At 68.3% G+C, this 21,576-nt stretch carries 19 protein-coding genes and 1 riboswitch; of the genes, 8 read left to right on the forward strand and 11 right to left on the reverse strand.

Annotated features, from left to right (window positions below; genetic code table 11):
- Positions 1-317 precede the first annotated feature (317 nt).
- Positions 318-1,322 carry an EamA family transporter gene (locus tag DC347_RS05865; RefSeq protein ID WP_109044751.1) on the reverse strand — a complete coding sequence of 335 codons (1,005 nt, stop codon included), beginning with the start codon at positions 1,320-1,322 and terminating at the stop codon, positions 318-320.
- A 73-nt stretch (positions 1,323-1,395) separates the two neighbouring features.
- Here DC347_RS05865 and DC347_RS05870 point away from each other — a divergent pair, with 73 nt between their 5' ends.
- Positions 1,396-2,325: a LysR family transcriptional regulator gene (locus DC347_RS05870; protein WP_109044784.1), complete on the forward strand. Its 930-nt coding sequence runs from the start codon at positions 1,396-1,398 to the stop codon at positions 2,323-2,325.
- Here DC347_RS05870 and DC347_RS05875 read toward each other — a convergent pair.
- The 3 genes from DC347_RS05875 to DC347_RS05885 form a co-directional block, all read right to left on the reverse strand.
- Positions 2,303-2,830, reverse strand: coding sequence for a histidine phosphatase family protein (locus DC347_RS05875; protein ID WP_026264758.1), 528 nt, complete (start codon positions 2,828-2,830; stop codon positions 2,303-2,305). The genes DC347_RS05870 and DC347_RS05875 overlap by 23 nt on opposite strands.
- Before the next feature lie 88 nt (positions 2,831-2,918).
- On the reverse strand, positions 2,919-3,782 hold the full coding sequence (locus tag DC347_RS05880) for a winged helix-turn-helix domain-containing protein (RefSeq protein ID WP_109044752.1): 864 nt from the start codon (positions 3,780-3,782) through the stop codon (positions 2,919-2,921).
- A gap of 573 nt (positions 3,783-4,355) precedes the next feature.
- A complete protein-coding gene (locus DC347_RS05885) occupies positions 4,356-5,288 on the reverse strand; it encodes a hypothetical protein (protein ID WP_206073888.1) in 933 nt (310 codons plus the stop codon).
- Between the two features lie 232 nt (positions 5,289-5,520).
- Between DC347_RS05885 and DC347_RS05890 the strand changes: the two genes are divergently transcribed.
- From DC347_RS05890 to DC347_RS05915, 6 genes are all read left to right on the forward strand, one after another.
- Positions 5,521-6,261 carry a response regulator transcription factor gene (locus DC347_RS05890; protein ID WP_018762397.1) on the forward strand — a complete coding sequence of 247 codons (741 nt, stop codon included), beginning with the start codon at positions 5,521-5,523 and terminating at the stop codon, positions 6,259-6,261.
- A 13-nt stretch (positions 6,262-6,274) separates the two neighbouring features.
- Entirely contained in the window at positions 6,275-7,750 is a 1,476-nt protein-coding gene (locus DC347_RS05895; protein WP_109044753.1) for a HAMP domain-containing sensor histidine kinase, read from the forward strand.
- Positions 7,751-7,832: 82 nt separating this feature from the next.
- Entirely contained in the window at positions 7,833-9,260 is a 1,428-nt protein-coding gene (locus DC347_RS05900; RefSeq protein WP_109044754.1) for a bifunctional glycosyltransferase family 2/GtrA family protein, read from the forward strand.
- Entirely contained in the window at positions 9,257-11,371 is a 2,115-nt protein-coding gene (locus tag DC347_RS05905; RefSeq protein ID WP_109044755.1) for a glycosyltransferase family 39 protein, read from the forward strand. The genes DC347_RS05900 and DC347_RS05905 overlap by 4 nt, the downstream gene beginning before the upstream one ends.
- A 6-nt stretch (positions 11,372-11,377) precedes the next feature.
- Positions 11,378-13,459, forward strand: a complete 2,082-nt coding sequence (locus tag DC347_RS05910) for a glycosyltransferase family 39 protein (RefSeq protein WP_240617704.1) — start codon at positions 11,378-11,380, stop codon at positions 13,457-13,459.
- Between the two features lie 145 nt (positions 13,460-13,604).
- A riboswitch (cyclic di-AMP (ydaO/yuaA leader) is annotated at positions 13,605-13,767 on the forward strand.
- 3 nt (positions 13,768-13,770) lie between these two features.
- Positions 13,771-14,478, forward strand: coding sequence for a hypothetical protein (locus tag DC347_RS05915; RefSeq protein ID WP_109044756.1), 708 nt, complete (start codon positions 13,771-13,773; stop codon positions 14,476-14,478).
- Positions 14,479-14,545: 67 nt separating this feature from the next.
- On the opposite strand, the gene DC347_RS05920 is transcribed toward DC347_RS05915, so the two are convergent.
- From DC347_RS05920 to DC347_RS05930, 3 genes are read right to left on the reverse strand one after another with little or no spacing between them, the layout of a single operon-like run.
- Complete coding sequence (locus DC347_RS05920; RefSeq protein WP_109044757.1) at positions 14,546-14,947, reverse strand: glyoxalase superfamily protein; 402 nt, start codon at positions 14,945-14,947, stop codon at positions 14,546-14,548.
- Positions 14,948-14,991: 44 nt separating this feature from the next.
- Positions 14,992-15,627, reverse strand: a complete 636-nt coding sequence (gene upp / locus DC347_RS05925; protein ID WP_109044758.1) for a uracil phosphoribosyltransferase — start codon at positions 15,625-15,627, stop codon at positions 14,992-14,994.
- Between the two features lie 12 nt (positions 15,628-15,639).
- Positions 15,640-16,443: a phosphatase PAP2 family protein gene (locus DC347_RS05930; protein ID WP_043424129.1), complete on the reverse strand. Its 804-nt coding sequence runs from the start codon at positions 16,441-16,443 to the stop codon at positions 15,640-15,642.
- Positions 16,444-16,498: 55 nt separating this feature from the next.
- On the opposite strand from DC347_RS05930, the gene tadA reads away from it, so the two are divergent.
- Complete coding sequence (gene tadA / locus DC347_RS05935; protein WP_109044759.1) at positions 16,499-17,005, forward strand: tRNA adenosine(34) deaminase TadA; 507 nt, start codon at positions 16,499-16,501, stop codon at positions 17,003-17,005.
- Between the two features lie 78 nt (positions 17,006-17,083).
- On the opposite strand, the gene DC347_RS05940 is transcribed toward tadA, so the two are convergent.
- From DC347_RS05940 to DC347_RS05955, 4 genes are all read right to left on the reverse strand, one after another.
- On the reverse strand, positions 17,084-18,193 hold the full coding sequence (locus tag DC347_RS05940) for a glycosyltransferase family 4 protein (protein WP_109044760.1): 1,110 nt from the start codon (positions 18,191-18,193) through the stop codon (positions 17,084-17,086).
- 2 nt (positions 18,194-18,195) lie between these two features.
- Positions 18,196-18,591: a 6-carboxytetrahydropterin synthase gene (locus DC347_RS05945; protein WP_109044761.1), complete on the reverse strand. Its 396-nt coding sequence runs from the start codon at positions 18,589-18,591 to the stop codon at positions 18,196-18,198.
- 8 nt (positions 18,592-18,599) lie between these two features.
- A complete protein-coding gene (locus DC347_RS05950; protein ID WP_165837982.1) occupies positions 18,600-19,634 on the reverse strand; it encodes a zinc-binding alcohol dehydrogenase in 1,035 nt (344 codons plus the stop codon).
- A 236-nt stretch (positions 19,635-19,870) separates the two neighbouring features.
- Positions 19,871-21,469 carry an HNH endonuclease signature motif containing protein gene (locus DC347_RS05955; RefSeq protein ID WP_109044762.1) on the reverse strand — a complete coding sequence of 533 codons (1,599 nt, stop codon included), beginning with the start codon at positions 21,467-21,469 and terminating at the stop codon, positions 19,871-19,873.
- Positions 21,470-21,576 lie beyond the last annotated feature (107 nt).

Here is a 21,576-nt window from a genome sequence, read left to right on the forward strand (position 1 = left end):
GGCACCCCGCTGCCCACCCGCGACCCGGACAACTACTTCCTGGGCGCCGGGGTTGCGGCCGTCGCGACTTTCGGAATCCTCTTCCTGGGCGCGCTCTGGCCGGGCCGGCGGCGTACAGCACCGGTCCGCAGGCCGGCCGGAACCACCAGGCGCCCGGCGGCCGCACCACGGGCGGGCACCCGGGCCACATTGCAGGGCACCGCACCGCAGCGCAACCCATCGCAGCGGTCCGGGCCGCCGCGCAGCCCGCGCGGTGCCGCACCACGGGCCGGCCAGGCCTCCGGGCCCCACGCATCCGGCGTCCAGGCGTCCCCCGGTCAGCGGACGTCGGCCTCCCGCGCTCCCGCCCGCGGGACATCGGCGGCAGCCAAGCGCCCGTCGTCGTCCGCGTCTCCGGCCCCCAAACCGGCACCACGGCCCGGCAGCGGCTCAGCCCCGCGCCGCTGACGGGGCCCGCCCGTTCCGGTGATCACCGCGGTCGCGACGCCACCCAGGAGAAGCAGTCCGCCCGCCAGTTCCGTTGCCGACGGCACCTCTGCGAGGACCAGCCACGCCGCGCTCATGCCCACCACCGGGACCAGGAGCGTGAAGGGCACCACGGCCGACGACGGGTGGCTGGCAAGGAGCCGGTTCCAAATGCCGTAACCCACCAGCGAGGCAAAGATTGCCGTGTACAACGCGCTGAGCACGGTGGGCATCTGCAGGGTGGCCAGCGACTGCCACACCGTATCCGGGCCGTCCACCAGCACGGACAATGCGCCCAGCGGAAGCGGGACCACAGCCCCGGACCAGACCACCAGCCCCAGGCCGGAGGCGGCTTTGGCCTTCCGGGCCAAGACATTCCCGGCGGCCCATGACAACGCCGCGGCCAGGACAATGACCAGCGGGAGCAGCGGCGCCACAGCGCTGCGTCCTGCCGCCACGACGGTGAGTCCGGCGACGCCCAGCACGACGCCCGCCAGCTGCCGCCGGCTGGGGCGTTCGCCCAGGAAGCCCGCGGCAAGGAGGACGGTCAGCAGGACCTGCGCCTGCAGGACCAGGGACGCGAGCCCCGCGGGCATGCCCAAGGCCATGGCCAGGTACAGGAGGCCGAACTGGCCGGCGCTCATGAAGAGTCCGACGCCGAGGATGGCCTTCCAGCCGACGTCCGGTTTCCTGATGAAGAAGATCCACGGAAACACCACCAGGACGAAGCGCATGGCGACGAACAGCAGCGGCGGGAAGTCGTGGCCGCCGGCGTGCAGCCCGAGGTCGATGGCCACAAAATTCAGGCCCCACAGCAGGGCGACAAGGACGGCAAGCAGGGAATCGCGCAGGTTCACAATCCATACTCTGACAGGGCCGCGGATGAAGCACCAGCGCTGGTTTATACCGTGAATCATGTACCTTTGCTTCATGATTGATATTGGCTCCCTGCGGGCCCTCGCAGCGGTGGAGCAGCACGGTTCCGTCATTGCGGCTTCGGAGGCCATGGGGTTCAGCCCATCGGCCGTGTCCCAACAGGTGAAGAAGCTGGAGAAGGAAGCCGGCTTCGCGGTGCTGGAGCGCCGGGGCCGCGGCGTCCTGCTCACGGAGCGCGGACTGGCCCTGGCGGCATACGGCCGGCGCATCCTGGCCGAACTGGAGGAACTGCAGTCCACGCTCCTGGCAGATCCGGCCAAACCCAGCGGCAGCCTCCGGGTGGTGTCATTTTCCACGGCCTGCCGCGGACTGGTGGGCCCGCTGCTGGCACAGCTCGAAAAGTCAGGGGTGCCGTTGGGTATCTCCGTGCTGGCCGAGGATCCGCGGGAAGCCGTGGCCCGGGTGGCCAACGGGGAGGCGGACCTCGGCCTGGTGCACAATTGGAATTCGGTGCCCTTGGTGATCCCGGAGCATCTGACGCTGGAGTGGCTGTGCGAGGATGTGGCGGACGTCCTGGTGCACCGCAGCCATCACCTGGCGGGTCGCCCTGCGGTTGCACCGGCGGAGCTTGTTGACGAACGCTGGATCAGCACGCCGGCGGGGGCAATCTGCAACGAAGCCCTGCTGCGGATTTTCGCGGATTTGGGCCGGGTGCCGGACATCCGGGTGTACGATCCCGATTTCGCGACGCATATTGCGATGGTGGAGCAGGCGGTGGCGGTGGCGCTTGTTCCCCGGCTGGGGCGGCCGGCACTCCCCCGGGATGTGGTGGCCGTCCCGGTGGTCAACCCGGTCCAGGCCCGCCAGGTTGGGCTCATCCATCGCAAGACCATGACGGCCAGCCCCGGCATCAGGCACGTCGCGGGCCTGCTGCGGAAGATTGCCGCAGGCAGGGTTGCCGCTAGTGGGCCCGGGGAACTTTGAACCGGGTAATCCTGGCGTCCTGCCCATCCAGTTCCGCCCAGGGTTTCTCTGTCTCCAGCACGGTCAGCGCATTGGTGGGGAAGCGGGTGGCGGCATCCATGTAGGCGTCGTGGTCGGAGTCCCGGGAGGCGAGGTGCATTGCCAGGTCCTGCACGCCGGGCAGGTGCGCGATCAGCATCAGCGTGGTCACGGTGTCCGGCACGTGGTTGACCACGGTGAGCATCCGCTGCGCCGAGGCCGCATACAAGCCGTCTTCAAGCTTGGGCGTGGGCGCCTTGTCCCCCAGTTCGGAGCAGACCCAGGTGCACGTCTGCCGGGTGCGCAGGGCGCTGGAGCACAGGATGAAGTCGGGGACGATGTTGTGCTTGAGCAGCCACCGCCCGGCGAGCGGCGCTTCCCGGTGTCCGCGTTCCTCGAGCGGCCGCTCATGATCGGCCACCCCGCCCGGCCAGTCAGCCTTGGCATGGCGCATGATCACGAGGCGTCGAACGTGGTGCGAGCTCATGGCCCAAGCCTAGCCAATCCCGTGGGCCCCTAAGATGGTCCCGCAAAATGCTCCCCGCCCGGTGGGGCAGGACGGGTGGAACCCGACGCTAGATGGAGTACTCGGGAGCGGCCCAGACAACAACTTCGGGGTGCTCGTAGAACCGGTAGCCCTGGCCGCGGACCGTGCGGACGGTATTGGCAAGGCGGCCCAGCTTGGAACGGAGGCGCCGGATGTGGACGTCGATGGTGCGCTCATTGGGCACCTCTTCGGCGTTGCGCCACAGCCCTTCGAGCAGTTCGTCGCGGCCCACGGTGCGGGTGCCGTTCTCAACGAGGTAGTTGAGGAGTTCAAATTCCTTGAAGGTGAGGTTCAGGGATTCACCATCGAGGTGGACTTCGCGGCGCGCGAGGTCGATCAGGACACCGGAGGGGCGCGGTTCCTGCGGCTGCGCAGGACGGGCGGCCTCGGTGCGCTGGCGGGAGTTGACCGTGGGGTCGCCGAACGTGGAACGGACGACGTCGAGGGCGGACCCGGGGGTGCCTGCCGGGGCTACCGCAACGGCGGCGTAGCTCTCGGCACCGGAAACCAGCGACTGGGCGTAGGCACGGATTTCCTGGGCGAGCTTGGCGATGGAGGTGCCGGCTGCTGCCGCGGTTTCCTCATCGATCCCCATGTACAGGACGAACCCGCGGGCCACATTGTCATTGGCCACCGGGCGGACAGCATTCGGACCGGCCACCACGGGCGTGGGGGCCGTGACGGGAGCGGCCTCGGCGGGCTGGACGGCGCGGAGCTGGCCGTAGGAGTTCGGGTTGTATCCCTGCGGGGCGTAGCCCTGCGCGGGGAATGCGTTTCCGGAGGTGGGAGCGAGCGACGGGCGGGGCCCGAAACCGGGGCGCAGGCCGGAGGGCTGGCCTGCCTTGGCGGCGTTACGGACGGAGATGTGGACGTATCCGGATGCAACTGACATGGAATGCTTACCTCAATGTGAATGGCCGCGCTCGCGCGGCTCGAATGCTGGATTCCCCGTCAACGCGGACCGGGGAGGGACGCCCGACGCTGGGCTGGGGGGCGAATGCCTAAGAACTTCAGGGGTGCGAAGGTCAGGCGTGCATTCGACAACAGCGCATGTCGGCAGCAGCGGATGTGCTGGGCCAATATTCTGCGGCTGCAGGTGCTGTTGAGTTCTTGTTCACATTGGAAGTGTGCAGCGTAACAATGCCAACTTGCAAGTAACAATGGACCAATTCGTCCACATGGTGAGACAAAACCGTCGATTGTGCTTTAGATCACTATTTCGAGATGGGGAAATAATAACGTTCGTTATCCGGAGGAAAGTCCCGGATAGCCGCCCACTCGGAAGATAATTCGATGGAACGCCAATTCTCCGAATCTCGCTGAAATTCAATCGCTTGACATAGAATCGGCCGGACGACTGGAGCCCATGTCCAGTCCCGGTCCTGCCGGCGGCAGATTTTTTTGCCCGGACGGCGGGCGTGGGCCGGCGGCAGGACCTGCCTGGGAGTGGTACGGCATGCCGGGATCAGTTGCTGCTGGTTCCGGCACCTGCCGAGGTACCGGAACCGGCGGTGGCAAGCTGGATGGCTTGGACGGTGTAAGTGTCGCCGTCCTTGAGCGCGGTCACCCGAACGCTGGATCCCGCCGTCACATTGGACAAGCTGAGCGTGCTACCAGTGGAGGTGCCCCCGCGCTGCCTCATCCCCTGGGTGACCTGCACATCGGAGCCCACGGCATAGGTCCGGGAGAAGCCGTCCTCGCTCTTGACCGTCAGCGACGTGGCCGACACATCCGTCACCGTGCCCGCCTGGCCCGCCATGGTTACGTAGTTGGAACCTTCCAGGACCACATACTCGGAGTGGATGGCAGCGTTCAGGCCTGCCGCCCCCATCCCCAAGCCACCGGGGCCCCCGTCCATGCCCATGCCGCCGGCCGTGCCGCCGTTGGTACCGGCCTGGCTGCCCGGCCCGGCCATGCCGTTCTGCCCGCCGGGACCGAACTGGCTGACCGCGCCGGCGCCTTGGGCGTTTGCTGCCGAGCCCGAGCCGTTCCCGGCAGCGTAGGCGCCGGCGCCGGCCGCTGCGCCCAGGACCACGGCCGCGCCGCCAACCAGGAGTCCCTTCTTCGCCGTCCACGCACCTTTCGGCCCGCGGGACGCCGAAGTGGAAGCGTACTGCTGCGGTGCGCCCCAACCAGTGCCGCCGCTGCGCACCTGGCCGTTTGCCGGCGGAGTACCCCACCCTGCCGATCGCGGACCTTCCACGGGCGTTCCCCAACCCTGCGAAGGCTGCTCCTGCCCGACCGTTTCGTATGCTCCCCCGCCCTGGTTGCCCGGGAACTCCCGGTCGTGGGCCGCCGCGCCGTGGCCGCTGCCCTCTGGTGCGCCTCCCCAGACGGGGGCAGGCTGCCGGTTCTGCCCTGATGTGCCCGGGGCTGGCTTGGTGTTGTGCTCGTCCATTGTCATTCTCCAAGAAGGTCGAAACTGCTGGTGGTGATGCTGCCTGTTCCAACAGGCTCTGCCGAATTGCTGTGCAGAGGCTGTGCAGCAGGCCACCACGGCCTGTGACCTGCACGCTTCCGCCTGCACGGGCAGGCTCCTGGCCTCGGGTCCAGGTGGCTAGGCTGGAGCTCACAGCTGGAACACAGCAACGGCAAAGCACCGGCACACCGGTAGATCGGAGAGTTGTCCCATGGCATCCCCGCACTCCATGACCAACAACCTGCCCCAGCTCTCCCATCCCGACGGCTCTCCGATCCGGGCCCTGGTGGTCGATGACGAACCCAGCCTGTCGGAGCTGATGAGCATGGGCCTGCGCATGGCGGGCTGGTCCGTGGCCGTAGCCGGGGACGGGCCCACGGCCGTCAAGCTTGCCAAGGACTTCCATCCGGACGTCCTGGTGCTCGACGTCATGCTGCCGGGGTTCGACGGCGTGGAGCTGCTGGGCAGGATCCGCGCCTTCGCGCCGGAGGTGCCCGCGCTGTTCCTGACCGCAAAAGACGATGTCCAGGACCGGATCGTGGGGCTGGCAGCCGGCGGCGATGACTACGTGACCAAGCCCTTCAGCATGGAGGAAGTCCTGCTGCGCCTGCACCGCCTGGTCCAGCGCTCCGGCGTGGCCGCCATGGATACGGCCGAACTGGTGGTGGGCGACCTGGTCCTCAATGTGGACACCCGGGAGGTCACCCGGGCCGGGGAGGAAATCCAACTGACGGCCACGCAGTTTGAACTCCTCCGCTACCTCATGGAAAACCCCAAGCGCGTGGTGAGCAAGGCCCAGATCCTGGACCACGTGTGGGACTACGACTTTGGCGGCCAGGCGAACATCGTGGAGCTTTACATCTCCTACCTGCGCAAGAAGCTCGAAGCCAACCATCCGCCCATGATCCATACCGTGCGCGGAGCCGGCTACGTCATCAAACCCGCAGACTAGCCAAAGGAAACGCGTGTCTCTTTCCGGGGTTCCCCGGCCCACCGGCCGCTCGTGGTTCAACCCTGCCACCTGGCATCTTCGGACCCGCCTGATCCTGCTCTCCATGGCCCTCCTGGTGGCCATCTCGAGTGCGATCGGCGTGGTCAGCTACGCCTCGATGGACGTGGTCCTCTCCAAGCAGTTGGACGAGCAGCTGACCATGGCTTCACGCGGCCGCCCGCCCGAGGGCAATCCCTCGGGCCGACCGGATCCGCTCGACGCGCGGGGTCAAAGCGTGGGAACACTCAACGCCAGGGTGGTGGGTGGCCAGATCACTCGGGAAGCGGGTTTCCTGTCCGCGGATTTCACCCGCACGCCGCTGACTTCCCGGGACACGGCCACCCTGCAGGCCCTCCCCCGTGACGGCAGCCCGGTTGACCGGGAACTGTCCAACGGCGACTACCGGCTCATGGCGACACAGACCCCTTATGGCGACGTGGTGATCACCGGGCTGCCGCTGGCAACCAAGGAAAGCACCGAGGCCTCGCTGGTGTTGACGATGGTGCTGGTGTCACTGGGCGGCCTTGTCCTGATCGGGCTGGCCGGCACGGCGTTGATCCGCCGGACCATGCGGCCGCTGGAGCAGCTCTCCGACGTCGCCACCAAGGTTTCCAAGCTGCCGCTCGACGCCGGCGAGGTAGCCCTGGCGGTGCGTGTCCCGCCGTCGGCAGCGCATCCCACCACGGAAGTGGGCAGCGTGGGGCACGCGCTGAACCTCATGCTGGACAACGTCTCCAGCGCTCTCGAAGCCCGGCAACGGAGTGAGATGAAAGTGCGCCAGTTCGTGGCGGACGCCTCCCATGAGCTCCGGACCCCATTGACCGCCATCCGCGGATACACCGAGCTGATGCGCATGACCGAAACCCTCACCGAGGACGGCCAAAAGTCGCTGGGCAGGGTGCAAAGCCAGTCTGAGCGCATGACCGCCCTGGTGGAGGACCTGCTGCTGCTGGCCCGGCTGGATGAGGGCAAGGCGACCGAAACCACCGATGTGGACCTCACCCAGCTGGTGATCGAAACCGTCAGCGACGAAAAGGTCATGGCACCGGACCACACCTGGCAGCTGACGTTGCCCGATGAACCGGTAACCGTCCGCGGCGACACCACCCAGCTCCACCAGGTCCTGGCCAACCTGCTCTCGAACGCCAGGAAGCACACGCCGGCCGGCACCACCGTCACCACCGGGGTCATGCGCTCCGCCGACGGCAGCGTGGTGGTCACGGTCACCGACGACGGCCCCGGCATTCCCGCCGAGTTCCAGGGCAACATCTTCTCCCGGTTCACCCGGGCCGATGCCTCCCGCTCAGGCTCCGAAGGATCGTCCGGGCTGGGGCTTTCGATCGTCGAATCCATCGTCGCGGCCCATGGCGGCACCGTGGAACTCGCCTCCCGGCCGGGCAGGACCGAGTTCGCCGTCCGCCTGCCGGCAGCGGCAACCGCCACCTCCTGACTGCGAGCGCCGGCCGCACTTACACAGGCACGTCACAGGTTGCGCCTAAAGCCCTCAAATACGGCGGCGCCACTCTTGATTCATGACGCTCACCGACTCCACTTCAGGAACCCTGCCGGACGCCGCGGTGGCGCCGGTGGGCATTCCATCACGGGGGCGCGCCGGACGGCGCGCCCCCGTGGACACCCGCACCACCGCGCCGGTCCTCGACGTAACCATCCCGGTCTTCAACGAGGAACGCGACCTGGAGGAATGCCTCCGCAGGCTTCACGCCCACTTGCTCGATTCCTTTCCGCACGCGTTCCGGATCACCGTGGCGGACAACGCCAGCACGGACGGCACCTTGAAAATCGCCGAACGCCTGGCCCGGGAGTTCCCCGAACTCGCAGTGGTCCACCTCGACGAAAAGGGCCGCGGAAATGCACTGCGCAAGGTGTGGCTGGCCTCGCCGTCGCCGGTCCTGGCCTACATGGACGTGGACCTCTCCACCGACCTTGCGGCCCTGGCACCACTGTTGGCGCCGCTGATCTCCGGCCATTCGGACCTTGCCATCGGCACGAGGCTGACACGCAACTCCCGCGTAGTCCGCGGACCCAAGCGGGAATTCATCTCGCGCGGCTACAACCTGATGCTGCACTCCTTCATGGGTGCCCGGTTCAGTGACGCACAGTGCGGGTTCAAGGCGATCCGCGCAGACGTGGCCCAACAGATCCTTCCGTACACCGTGGACAACTCCTGGTTCTTTGACACCGAGCTCCTGGTCCTGGCGGAGCGGTGCGGCCTGCGCGTCCATGAGGTTCCCGTGGACTGGATCGACGATCCTGATTCAAGCGTTGACGTGCTCCGGACGGCGCTGGCGGACGTCCGGGGCATGGCACGGCTCACCCGCGACCTGCTCTACGGCCGCATCCCGGTTCCGGAGCTGCGGGCAGCCCTGGCGCGGGGGCCGCTGCCCGCCTCGTCCCGGGCGGCCGAGCAAACGCGCGGCGGCAGCCTGTTTGGCCAGTTGGTGCGCTTCGCCGCCATCGGTGCGGCGTCGACCCTGGCCTACCTGGCGATCTTCGTATTCTGCCGCGGCTTCATGGATCCCCAACTTGCCAACTTCCTGGCCCTGCTGATCACGGCGGTCGCCAACACGGGAGCCAACCGGCGCTTCACGTTCGGCATCCAGGGTGGCAACCCGGTCCGGCACCACTTTGAGGGGCTGATCGTGTTCGGCATCGGCCTGCTGCTCACCTCGGGTGCGCTGGCACTGGTGCACAGGACGACGACGCCGGACCGGTGGGCGGAAATCCTCACCGTCGTGGCGGCGAACCTCGCCGCCACCGCCGTGCGGTTCCTGCTGTTCCGGCTCTGGGTCTTCCGGGAGCGGGCGCCGCGTACAGCACCCTCCACGCGCCCCGTTCCATGGACAGGCCCTGGACCGGCAACACCATCCGCCGGAACCCCCGCAGCTTCGTCCGCCGACGACACGACCGCCACCGCCTCCACAGAAACGGCAGCATCATGACCTCCACCTTTTCACCGGCAGGCGCCGGATCGACCACCGAATCAACCGACGGTCCACAGCACCCGTCAGGTGCCGCGGCTTCCTCTGCCGGCCCCGCACGCACCGGACCGCGCTGGACCCGCTACGCCTTCGGCGGCCAGCCCCGCTGGGTGCGGCCCTCGGCCGCCGGCCTCCTGGTGGCCACGGCAATCCTGTACCTCTGGAACCTGGCCGCCACCGGCTTCGGAAACTCCTTCTATGCCGCTGCCATCCAGGCGGGCACCAAGGACTGGACGGCACTCCTCTTCGGATCGCTCGACGCCGGAAACGCCATCACCGTGGACAAGCCGCCCGCCGCGCTCTGGATCCCGGCCCTGGCGGGCCGTATCTTCGGCTTCTCGTCACTGAGCATGCTGGTGCCCGAAGCGCTCATGGGAGTGGCCGCCGTCGGCTTCCTGTACCTCGCTGTGAAGCGGGTTTCCGGTCCGGTGGCAGGCCTCCTTGCCGGCGGCGCCCTCGCACTGACGCCCGTGGCGGCGCTGATGTTCAAATTCAACAACCCGGACGCCATGCTCACCCTCTGCCTGGTGCTGGCGGCGTACTTCACCACCCGGGCCATCGAACGGGCCGGATGGAAGTGGCTGGTGGCGGCGGGGGCCGTGATAGGCCTGGCGTTCCTCAGCAAGATGCTGCAAGGCTTCCTGGTGGTTCCCGCGCTTGGACTTGCCTACCTGTGGGCTGCCCCCACACCGCTGGGACGCCGGCTGGTCCACCTGCTCGGCGCGCTGGGCGGAATCGTCGTGGTGGCCGGCAGCTACGTTGCCCTTTTCCAGCTGACGCCGGCCTCCGAACGGCCGTACATGGCCGGGTCCACCACCAACAGCTTCCTGGAACTGACCTTCGGCTACAACGGCCTGGCCCGCATCACCGGTTCGGGTGAAGGAATGCCCGGAGGTGGAGCCGGCGGCCCGGGCGGCGGTGCGGCTGGCGGCTTCGGCGGCGGAAATGCGGGATTCGGCGGCGCGGCCGGCCTGCTGCGGATGTTCGGGACCAGCTTCGGCGGCGAGGTGTCCTGGCTGCTGCCCGCCGCGCTGGTGCTGCTGGTGGCAGGCTTGTGGTTCACCCGCCGCGAAGCGCGCACGTCCCGGAGCCGCGCGGCCCTGATCCTGTGGGGCGGCTGGCTTCTGGTCACGGCTGGCGTCTTCAGCTTCATGAGCGGCATCGTCCACCCCTACTACTCAGTGGCACTGGCCCCGGCCATCGCCGCGCTGGTGGGCATCGGCTCGGTCGAACTCTGGCGCGGCCGCGCGTACTGGCCGGCACGGACAACTCTGGCCGTCGTGGTCCTGGGCACCTCCATCTGGTCCTCGGTGCTGCTGGGCCGCGACACGTCCTGGCTGCCGTGGTTGCGCATCGCCACCATCGTCCTCGGTGTCCTCGCGGCGGCCGCCATCCTCCTCCGCCTTGACGGCAAGGGCGCTGCGGGACGGTTCCGGCGCTCCGGGACGGCCGCCGTCGTCGTCCTCTCCTTGCTGGCCGGGGGCCTTGGAACGGCTGCCTGGACCTTGGCCACCGCCGCGTCCGCCCATTCGGGATCCATCCCGACGTCGGGGCCCGCAGGTTCGTCGGCGGGCGGTTTCGGCAACAGGGCTGCCGGCTTCCGGGACGACGCCGCGCTCCGTGGCGACCGGACCGACGGAACGGATGCGGCAGCCGGTGCCGGCGGTTTTGATCCCGCGAACGGAGCCGGCGGCGTCAAAGGCGCCCCCGGAGCCGGCGGGGCGGGTGGTCCCGGCGAAGGCACCGCCGATGCAGCCGTGACCGCACTGCTCACCGGCACCACCACGAAGTGGTCGGCGATTGTCTCCGGGGCCAGCCAGGCCGCCAGCCTGGAACTGGCCACGAACACCAGCGTCATTGCCCTGGGCGGCTGGAACGGCGGCGACCCCTATCCCACGCTCGCCGAGTTCCAGGCCATGGTGGCCAGGGGTGAGATCAGCTACTTCATCGAAGGCGGCATGGGCGGCGGCATGGGCGGCCGGGGCGGCAACTCCGAGGTGGCCGCCTGGGTGCAAGCCAACTTCCAGGCCCAAACCGTGGGTAACTCCACGGTGTACCAACTCACCAAGTAGGACCCCATGGCCAGCTCTAACTCCACTCCGGTGCAGGCTCCCTCCGCTCCCGCTGCCCCCGGCCCTGCTGCCTCCAGCCCTGCTGCCGCGGCCGGCGTGCGGCGGGAGCCCCCGGCCCTCCGGCACCGCCTGGAACTGGCAGCCGTGCTGGCAGCTACCGCCGTGCTCTACCTGTGGAACCTCGGGACATCGGGCTGGGCCAACGCTTTCTACTCCGCCGCTGCCCAGGCCGGATCGCAGGACTGGGCGGCCTGGTTCTTCGGTTCCTCGGACGCCGCCAACTCCATCACGGTGGACAAGCCACCGGCGTCCCTGTGGATCATGGGGTTGTCGGTCCGGATTTTCGGCCTGAGCTCCTGGAGCATCCTGGTTCCCGAAGCCCTGATGGGAGTCGGCACCGCCTGGCTGCTGTACCTGGCCGTCCGGCGGGCCGCGGCACCGGCCACCGGTGACCCGCGCCTCGCCCACCGGGCAGGGCTGCTGGCCGCCGCTGCGCTGGCACTGACGCCCGTGGCCACGCTGATGTTCCGGTTCAACAACCCGGACGCCCTGCTGGTGCTGCTCATGACCGCCGCCGCCTATGCGGTGCTCCGCTCCGTGCAGGAGGACAGGCTGCGCTGGCTCCTGCTGGCAGGGGTTCTCCTGGGCTTCGGGTTCCTTGCCAAGCAGCTGCAGGTCCTGCTGGTGGTTCCCGGGTTTGCCCTCGCCTACCTGGTCGCGGCGCCCGCCAGGCTGGGCCGGCGGCTGCTGCACCTGCTCGCCACCGGTGCCGCGATGCTTGCCGCGGCCGGCTGGTGGCTGGCCGTCGTGGAGCTCATCCCGGCTGCGGACCGTCCGTTCATTGGTGGTTCGCAGGACAATTCCATCCTGGAACTGACCCTCGGCTATAACGGCCTGGGCCGGCTCACAGGCGACGAGACAGGGAGCGTGGGCGGCGCCAACGGCTGGGGCGTTCCCGGGCTGCTGCGGATGTTCAACAGCGAATTTGGCGGCCAGATCGCGTGGCTGCTGCCCTCCGCACTGATCCTTGCTGCCGGCCTGCTGTGGGTGGGACGCCGGGCGCCGCGGACTGACGCCGTCCGGGCGTCGGTGCTCGTCTGGGGTTCCTGGGTCCTGGTGACCGGCCTGGTCTTCAGCTTCATGGCGGGCATCATCCACCCCTACTATGCGGTGGCATTGGCGCCGGGGATCGCAGCCCTGGCCGGCCTGGGGCCGGCCCTTCTCTGGCAGCACCGGCGGCAGGCCGCCGCGGCGGTCTTCCTGGCCGCCGCAGTGGCCGCGGCAGCCCTGATGGCATTCACCCTGCTGGGAACCACATCCGCCTACGGCCCGTGGCCGCGCTGGGTGGTGCTGGCGGCAGGCCTTGCGGCCGCAGCAGGAACAGGGTTGAACAGGTTCATCCGCCTGCGCTCCGTGCAACGGACGACGACGGCGCTCGCCATTGCGGCATCGCTCGCCGGCCCGCTGGCCTTCTCCATGTCGACGGCGGCGACGGCGCACAGCGGGGCCATTGTCAGCGCCGGACCGGCGACGTCGTTCGGCGGCCCGGGCGGGTTCGGCGGAAACCGGACCGGCGGGTTTGGCGCGGGCGGCACGTCCCGGCAGTTCAACGGCCAGGCTGGACAAGGCCAGGCCGGACAAGGCCAGGGTGCCGGCCAGGGCGGGGCAGCAGGCCAGGGCGGGGCAGCGCAGGGCGGTCCGGGTGCCACCGGTGGCCGCGCCGGCGGGATGGGCGGCCTCCTGGGTGCGCCCACGCCGTCGGCCGGGCTCGTGGCCGCATTGAAGGACGGTGCCTCAAACTACACCTGGGCAGCGGCAGTAGTCGGTTCGAACAATGCCGCAGGTTACCAACTGGCCACGGAACTGCCGGTGATGGCCGTGGGCGGCTTCAACGGCACCGACCCCTCCCCCACGCTGGAACAGTTCCAAGCGCTGGTCTCCCAAGGCCGGATCCACTACTTCATTGCCGGCGGGACCATGATGTCCAGCAGCGGCTCTGACGTCTCCACCCGGATTGCACAGTGGGTGGAGTCCACGTTCCCGGCGCAAAACATTGGCGGGACCACGGTCTATATCCTGGCGGGATAAACCGGCGCCGGGGATCCGCCTGCAGCAAATCGACGCGCCATAATTCGTGACTTCCGTTACCCAAATGTGACTAATGCGCAATCTTCCTGTACCGTCGATTGGGTGCGGTCCCCGTTCGGGCCGCATATCCCGGGTTGACGCCAAGCTCTGCCGCTTCCCGGATTCCGCTTGAGCAACGGCAGAGGCGGGGGACCCACCGTCCCGGGCAATGATTGCCCTTGGGGTTAAGCCAGCACGTGTTTTTTCCGTGCGGCCGGATGCCCTCATCCGAACCCGACAGCTAACTCCGCAGGTGTGAGAGGCGATCAATCATGTCTAAATCCATGGCAAAACCATGCCTGCAAACCAAGGCAAAACATCGGGCCAAACCCCAGCCCGCCAAAAAGACCACCGTGGGCCGGCGTGTTGCGGTCCTCGCTGCATCATGCGCGGTGCTGGTTGGCGTTGGCGCGGCAGGCCAGGCGACCAACAACATGACCCAGGCGTCGTCCACCGGGTCAAGCGCTTCCACGTCGGCGGCGGATGCCCAGATGAGCATCGAGAAGAGCGAAATCCGTTCCAACCCGGCCGCTAATCCTGCTCCTTCCGCCATCAGCGTGGCACCGCAGGCCGCGGAGCCGGCCCCCGCGCCCGCTCCCGCCGCCCCGCCGGCTGAAGCACCCGCACCTGCGCCGGCCCCCGCGCCTGAGCCTGCTCCCGCCGTCGCGGTTAACGATCCCGCGGGCGCCCAGGCCTACGCCGCCAGCCAGCTGTCCTCCTTTGGCTGGGGACCGGACCAGATGCAGTGCCTGCAGACGCTGTGGACCAAGGAATCCGATTGGACCACCACCGCCACCAACGCCAGCAGCGGCGCGTACGGCATCGTCCAGTCGCTGCCGGCGGAGAAGATGGCCAGCGCAGGCGCCGACTACCTGACCAACTACCGCACGCAGATCAACTGGGGCCTGGACTACATCAAGAAGAGCTACGCCTCGCCCTGCGGTGCGTTGAACTTCCACCTGGCACACAACTGGTACTAGGCACCACCTGCACCGGGCGCAACGCAAACCGCGGGCCGCATCATGTCGATGCGGCCCGCGGTTTGCGTTAACCGGCGCCCTGGACGTCGCCCGGCCCGGCATTCCGCCAGGGGATGTACTGGACAGACCACTTGTTGCCGTCCGGATCGGCGAAGTACAGGAAGTGGCCCCACTGCTGCACATCCACGTCGCTGACGTCCACGCCGTTGCCCTTGAGCTGGCGGTGGGCAGCCTCGATGTCGCTGACCACCAGCTGGAGGTTGGATCCTGTGCCGGGCGGAGCGTCGGTCAGCCCTTCGCCGATGCAGATGGAGCAGGCGGAGCCGGGTGGCGTCAACTGCACGAAGCGGATCGACTCCGACGGGCGTTCGTCGTAGTCGGCGTTGAAGCCAACCTTGTTGACGTAGAAATCCTTGGCGCGGTCCACATCGGATACAGGGACAAAGACAAGTTCAAGTTTCCAGTCCATCCGCACAGGCTAGCGGCGGGAACGGTTTTGAAAAAGGGTGGAACCTACCCGGCGATCCCGTACAGGCGGTCGCCGGCGTCGCCGAGGCCGGGAACAATGTAGGACTTCTCGTTGAGCTTCTCGTCGATGGAGGCCAGGACGATGTGCACGTTTGCGTCGCCCAGTTCCTCCTCCAGCTTGGCCAGGCCCTCCGGGGCTGCCAGCAGGCAGATGCAGGTGACGTCGGAGGCGCCGCGCTTGAAGAGGAACTTGATGGCCTCACGCAGGGTTCCGCCGGTGGCCAGCATCGGGTCCAGGACGAAGACCTGGCGGCCGGTGAGGTCCTCGGGGAGGCGCTCGGCATACGTGATGATGTCCAGGGTTTCCTCGTCCCGGGCCATGCCCAGGAAGCCCACCTCGGCGGTGGGCACCAGCTTGGTCATGCCTTCCAGCATGCCCAGGCCGGCCCGCAGGATGGGAACTACCAGCGGCGTGGGCTTGGTGAACGCGGTGCCGACCGTGGTGCTGACGGGCGTTTGGATGGTGACGGGCTCGGTGCGGACCTCCCGCGTGGCCTCATAGGCCAGGAGGGTCACCAGCTCCTCCGTCAGCTGGCGGAAGACCGGCGACGGCGTGTTTTTGTCCCGCAGGACGGTGAGCTTGTGGGCGACCAGGGGGTGGTCAACAACGAGAGTGCGCATCCCCTAAAACTATCATCCGGCGCTGCCTTTGCCGGGTCCGTAGTGTTCGCCGTCGTGCAGCTCCTCGGCCACCACGTCCCGGACGATGGGACGGTCGAACGACGGCGCCGCACCCACGTGTTCCCGCCTGCGGACAATGTGGAACAGCCGGTGGGCCATAATCACCACACCCACCCAGGTGAGCCCCAGCAGCCAGCCCGCCATGACATCCGTGAGCCAGTGGTGGCCCAGGAAAACCCTGCTCAAACCCATGGCGATGATGAACACCGCGCCCGCCGTGATGGCCAGGACCCGGACGCGCATGGCGTGGAACTGGAGGCAGATCAGGTACACCACCAGGCTGATCACCACGGTGGTGTTCAGGGTGTGCCCGCTCGGGAACGACGGGGAATCCTCATACGGCGGAACGGCGTCTGCGTGATCCGGGCGCGTGCGTCCCACCAGCTTCTTGCCGAAGGTGGTGGCGGTAATGGACACGGCAGCGGCTCCGCCGATCAGGACCAGCGGACGCCAGTTGCGGCTGAGGAAGGTCAGCCACGCGGTGAGGATGCTGGCCAGGATGGGCATTCCGATGCCACCGCCGATATTGGTGAACCCGGTAACGAACGCGTCGAGCCCGGGGCTGCGGAGGCTCTCGGACAGGGCCAGCGCCGGCTTGTCCAGGTTGGCCAGCCCGGCGGAGTCCACCACGTCGTCATACACCTCGGCGCCCAGCAGGGCGAGGGAGACGATGACAACACCGCCCACGAGGATGGTGAGGACCAGCGCCGCGTAGGGTTTGAACCAGGTCCCCAAGCGGTCCCGAAGCGTATCCATGGTGCCTCCCGGCATCGGTAAGTAACCTGAGTATCCCCGAAACTATCATTGAGCCATGCCGTTGCCCGAAAAGAAACACGACGCCTGGATGGGCCTTGCCCTCGCGGAGGCGCACCGCGCCCTCGCCACGGAGGACGTGCCCATCGGCGCGGTGGTCATTGGGCCCGACGGCAGGGTGCTGGGTTCCGGCCGGAACCAGCGGGAGGAGCTGGGTGACCCAACAGCCCATGCCGAGGTGGTGGCCATCCGGGAAGCTGCCGCACGGTTGCAGGAACGGGCCAGGCTCGACGGCGGCCAGGGCGACGGCTGGCGGCTCTCCGACTGCACGTTGGTGGTCACCCTGGAACCCTGCGCCATGTGCGCGGGCGCGATCGTCCTGGCCAGGATCCCCCGGGTGGTTTTCGGGGCGTGGGACGAGAAAGCCGGTGCCGCAGGATCCGTGTTCGACATCCTGCGCGAACGACGGCTCAACCATTGGGTTGAGGTGTACCCGGGCGTCCGCGAGGAAGAGTGCGCCCGGTTGCTGCGCGAGTTCTTCGCGGCGCACCGCAGCAGCCTTTAGCGCGTCCGGAGGCGGGCATCTTTACCGCGGCCGGCTTCGGACAGTCCGCGGCCCGTTTCAGGCAGTCCGCGGCGGGTTTCAGGCAGGCCGCGGCTGCCCGTTCCCTCGGTCGCCCGCTGCCACTACGGCCAGCAGGCCCTGGGCCGTGCTGCTCCAGCCGGGGAGGTCCCTCCGCGCCTCGGCTGCGGCTGCGCGCCAGCCCTCGCGGACCCGTGCGTCCCCGAGCCACCGCCGCAGGACCGCAGCCAGCCGGCCGGGACTCTCCTGGCCCCCGACGGGCAGGGGAACCGCTGCCCCCGGAAGTCTTGGCCCGCCGTCGGACGTTTCCAGTCCGGCGAGGGTAAGCGCCTCCACCGCGCCCGTGCCTGCCCTGACCAGCGCTGGGATGCCGCGGGCCAAGCTCTCGGTGACGGCCATCCCAAACGCTTCCGTCCGTGACACCAGCAACGTCAGGTCGGTCCGGGCCCACTGTGCTTCCAGCGGCTCGCCGGTGAGTTCGCCGGTCAGCCACACCCGCTCCTGCAGACCGTTCCCGGCAACCGCAGCCTGGACTGCCTGCGCATACACCGGATCGGCCCGGTCCGACCCCACGAACGATGCAGTCCAGTCAAGATCCCTGATCCGGCCCAGGGCCTCGACCGTGAGCAGCTGGTCCTTGTTGGGCAGGAGCGCCGCAACGACCGCCAGGTGGGGCGGCGTGGAACCGGCCGCCAAAGGTGCCGGCTCCACGCCGGGGAGTACAACCCGCGCTTGCGGGAGCCCCCGTTTGCGGAGCACGTTTGCCGCCGACGTGCTGGTGCAGATGACCCCGGTTGCGGCGCGCAAAGCCCTGGCTTCGCGTTCAAGGGCCTGCGTGCCTGCATCTTCCGGCACGGGCATATGCACCAGGACCCATGTTTGCCGGCCGGCTTTCGCAGCGAATTCCAGTTCGTCCGGAGCGCCCACGGCCACCAGTCCATCCACGATCGCCACCGGCTGCCCGGGATGTGTTTCCGGGTCCCACGCCCCGATGAGGGCGCCCAGCCGGCGTCGTTCGTGTGCGCCGGCATCCGGCCAGGTGCCCTCCACGGCAATGACCTCAACCCCTGCACCCAAGGCCTGGAGGCCGGCAACCAGGCGCGCGTTGTAGACATTGCCGCCCGAGCTGTGGCGGATATTGCCCGGGACGAGCAGCCGAAGGGGGCGCATGGTCAGTCGGACAGGTCCAAGGCGTAGGTGGCCCAGGCGTCCGGATTTTCCCGGAGGGTGACGTCGATTCCCGCCAGCTCGGGGCCGTCTGCCGTGTCCTTGATCCTGGCCGCCACCTTCCGGGCGATGTACTCGGCCAGCGCCTCCGTGGTGGTGAGCTTGCCCTCGAAATCCGGGTGCTCGTCCAGGTTTCGGTAGTTCAGGCCGCCCAGCACGTCCTCGATGATGGTTCCGGCGGCTCCAATGTCCAGCACGATCGCGTCCGTGTTCAGGGCACGACGCCGGAAGCTCACCTCAGCGACGAATGTTGCGCCGTGCAGTGCTTGTGCGGGCCCGAATGCTTCGCGCGGAAGGCTGTGGGCGATCATGAAGTGGCGGCGGACTGTCAAGCTGAACATGGGCTACCTTACGTTTCGGAGTTGTGGGTTGCTTGGCTGGGGGCCGGGTTGCCGGAAGGGTATTCGACCACGTGGCACAGGGCTTCCAGCGTGCCGTCGGACAGGCTCTGGACCACCTCGGGAAGGTCCTCGAACCGGGACGAACCGGTCAGGAACGCATCGAACACGGGGTCCTTGAGCAGCGATACGGCAAGGTTGAGGCGGTCCGCATTGGTGCGGCGGTGGCGCCGGGACCGGGCCACCATGCCTACCTGGCTGGCCCTGATGGACAGCCTGCGCGCGTGAAAATCCTCGCCCAACGGTATGGTCACCGTCCGGTTGGCGTACCAGGACATCTCGATGACATCACCGTCGTCGCCGACGAGCTGGAGGCTGCGTTCCAGCCCTTCCTGCGAGGCCGAGCAGTGGATGACAATGTCGCAGTCGGCCAAGGCATCATCGGGGTGGGCGAAGTCGACGCCCAACGCGTCCGCCAACTGCTTCCTGCCCGGATCCAGGTCCACCAGTTGCAGGCGCTGCAGCGGGAATGTGCGCAACAGGGTGGCGACCATGCCGCCCACCAGGCCCGCGCCGACGACCGCCACCCGGTCCCCCAGGCGCGGCCCAGCCTCCCACAGGGCGTTGACTGCGGTTTCGACCGTGCCAGTCAACACCGCGCGCCGGGACGGGACATCGTCCGGGATCCGCGTCAGGGACTCCACCGGCACCACATAACGGTCCTGGTGCGGGCTCAAGCAGAACACGCGTGCGCCCTTCCAGTCCTGGGGCCCTTCCTCCACAACGCCAACGGAGAGGTAGCCGAATTTTACGGGCCCGGGGAACTCTCCTTCCTGGTGCGGGGCGCGCATCTGCTCAGCGACCCGGGGCGGAACAGCGCCGGCGTGGACCACCATTTCGGTGCCCCTGCTGATGCCGGAGTAGAGGGCACGGACCAACACCTCGCCGGGACCGGGTGCGGGCATTTCTTCGGGCCTGAGCTCGCCGTGCTGCTTTGCGGTGGTCCAGTAGGCGGTTGCGTGGATCGGAGGCTGTGGATTCATCATCTTGCTGATGAATCTAGCCCGACGTGCATGCGCCGGGAAAGTCCGACGGCGGCCGGCGGCGTTTCCGGTCACCGTTCCGTTTGGGAAGAGGCGGGTGAACGGCCCGGCGGACCGAGTGCGCACAGAGTGCGCACCGCAGCTTGGGCGTGGGGCCGCTTGCTGCGGTCGAGGCTTGTGGGCGCAGCAAGCGTCCGCAGTGGCCGTCGGGCGGCATACGCATGGGGGTGTCCCGCCGCCTAAGCAGAGGGCGGGTGGAGAATGCGGTCCAGGCACGCTTCGGCCAGCGAGTAGTCGATTCTGCTCAGGTCCGCGACGCTGAAGGGCACTCTTTGCAGGGGCCTTGGCTCTGCTCTTTCCAGCTCCGGCGCCGTCCTGTCGTGGTCGACGAATCCCGGTGGCCACACGGGTGGTTCCCAGTCCTGGTGTTCGCTGTGGTAGTGGCGGCCGCTGGGTGAAATCCATCCCGGCGGTTCGTTCTTGGTGGCCGGGGTGGGTTTCCAGCCCGTGGTGTGCCGCAACCGGTGATGTTTCGGACAGGGCTGTCCCAAGTTGCTGATCCCGGTGTCGCCCCCGTCGGCCCAGGCGAGGATGTGGTCGGCCTCGGTATCCAAGGAGGTGTTGCTGCACCCGGGGAACGGGCACTTACCGTCCCGGAGCCGGAGCCAGTTCCGCATCGCCTTGCCCACCCGGTAACGGGTCCTGCCGATCTCCAACGGTGCCCCGTCCCGCGGATCCACGAGCACCCGGTAAAACGAGCCCGCCCCCTCAGCGACCAACCGACGGGCCATCGACGGCGGGATCGGCCCATACCCATCCAGCACCGCCGCCTCATCCGTCAACCCCAGCAACGAAAAGACCGGCACGGTCACCAACACCTGCGCACGGATGGGCGAACGCGGAAGGTCGGCTTCGTCACCAGTCCCCGCCCCGTCCCTGATCCCGTCAACGGTCCTGGTCCCGGGCCCGCTGCCCGGGCCGTGTCCGGCTGCGTGACCAGCCCCGCCCGCAATACCGGCGGCTACGCTGCCGCCGCCCAGGATTGCCCCGGCAAAGGTATCGGCACGCAACTGGGTGAGGGTCCGCGTCTCCCCCGACCCCTGCACGCCGCGCGAGATCGCGGTGAGCCGGTTCCAGGCCGCGGCCGCTTGGTCTGCGGGCAGGAACGCCCCCAGCCACGCCATCCCGTCCCGGTCCGGCCGGTACTCCACCCGCCGGTCCGCCACCGACTTGGCATGACGCTTCTCGATGCTCTCACCATGGTGGCGCTCCCGCCAGGAACGGGCCTTCGCCCGGAACCGGTGCGCCGGCAACTCCCCAACCGGACACCCCCGCGCCGCATCCGGCGCCTCAGAGTCCAAAAAATGCGCTTCCAACGCCGCCGCCCCCGCAGCATCCAACCCGGCCGTTTCATCGGCCATCACCGTGGCGTGCTGCCAGGACAGGGTCCCGTTGTTCAAAGCAGCCGCAGTCCGCGGCAAGAAGTCGCTCAGCGCGTGCGAGGTGGCCAAGAACGAAGACGCAGCCCGCGGACCCAGCGCCAGCACGCACCCGATCTCCGCCGCGACCGCCATCTCCTGCGCCACCACCGGCACCCGCGGCCCCGCCACAACACCGGCAGCATCCGCATACGCCACCGCAGCCCGCGCTTTCAAACCGGCGACCCGGGCTTCCACCTCCCTGGCCCCGGCCAGAACATCAAGGCACCCATCCGCCAGCCCAGCCAACGGATCAGCAGCACAGAACGGCTCCCCACCACACCCGTCCACCTCGGCAACCAGCACGGCAAGAGCAGCACGAATATCCGCCAACGCCTCCACCACCGCCGCTTTCCCCATAAACCCATCATGGCAAGGGGGTACGACATTTAAGCGGCCGCCCACCACAGCCGGTCACCCAAAATACACGGGACAGGTTTCGGCAAGCTCAACCACCAGGTTCCAGA

The organism is Pseudarthrobacter sp. AG30, assembly GCF_003116525.1.
Taxonomy (GTDB): domain Bacteria; phylum Actinomycetota; class Actinomycetes; order Actinomycetales; family Micrococcaceae; genus Arthrobacter.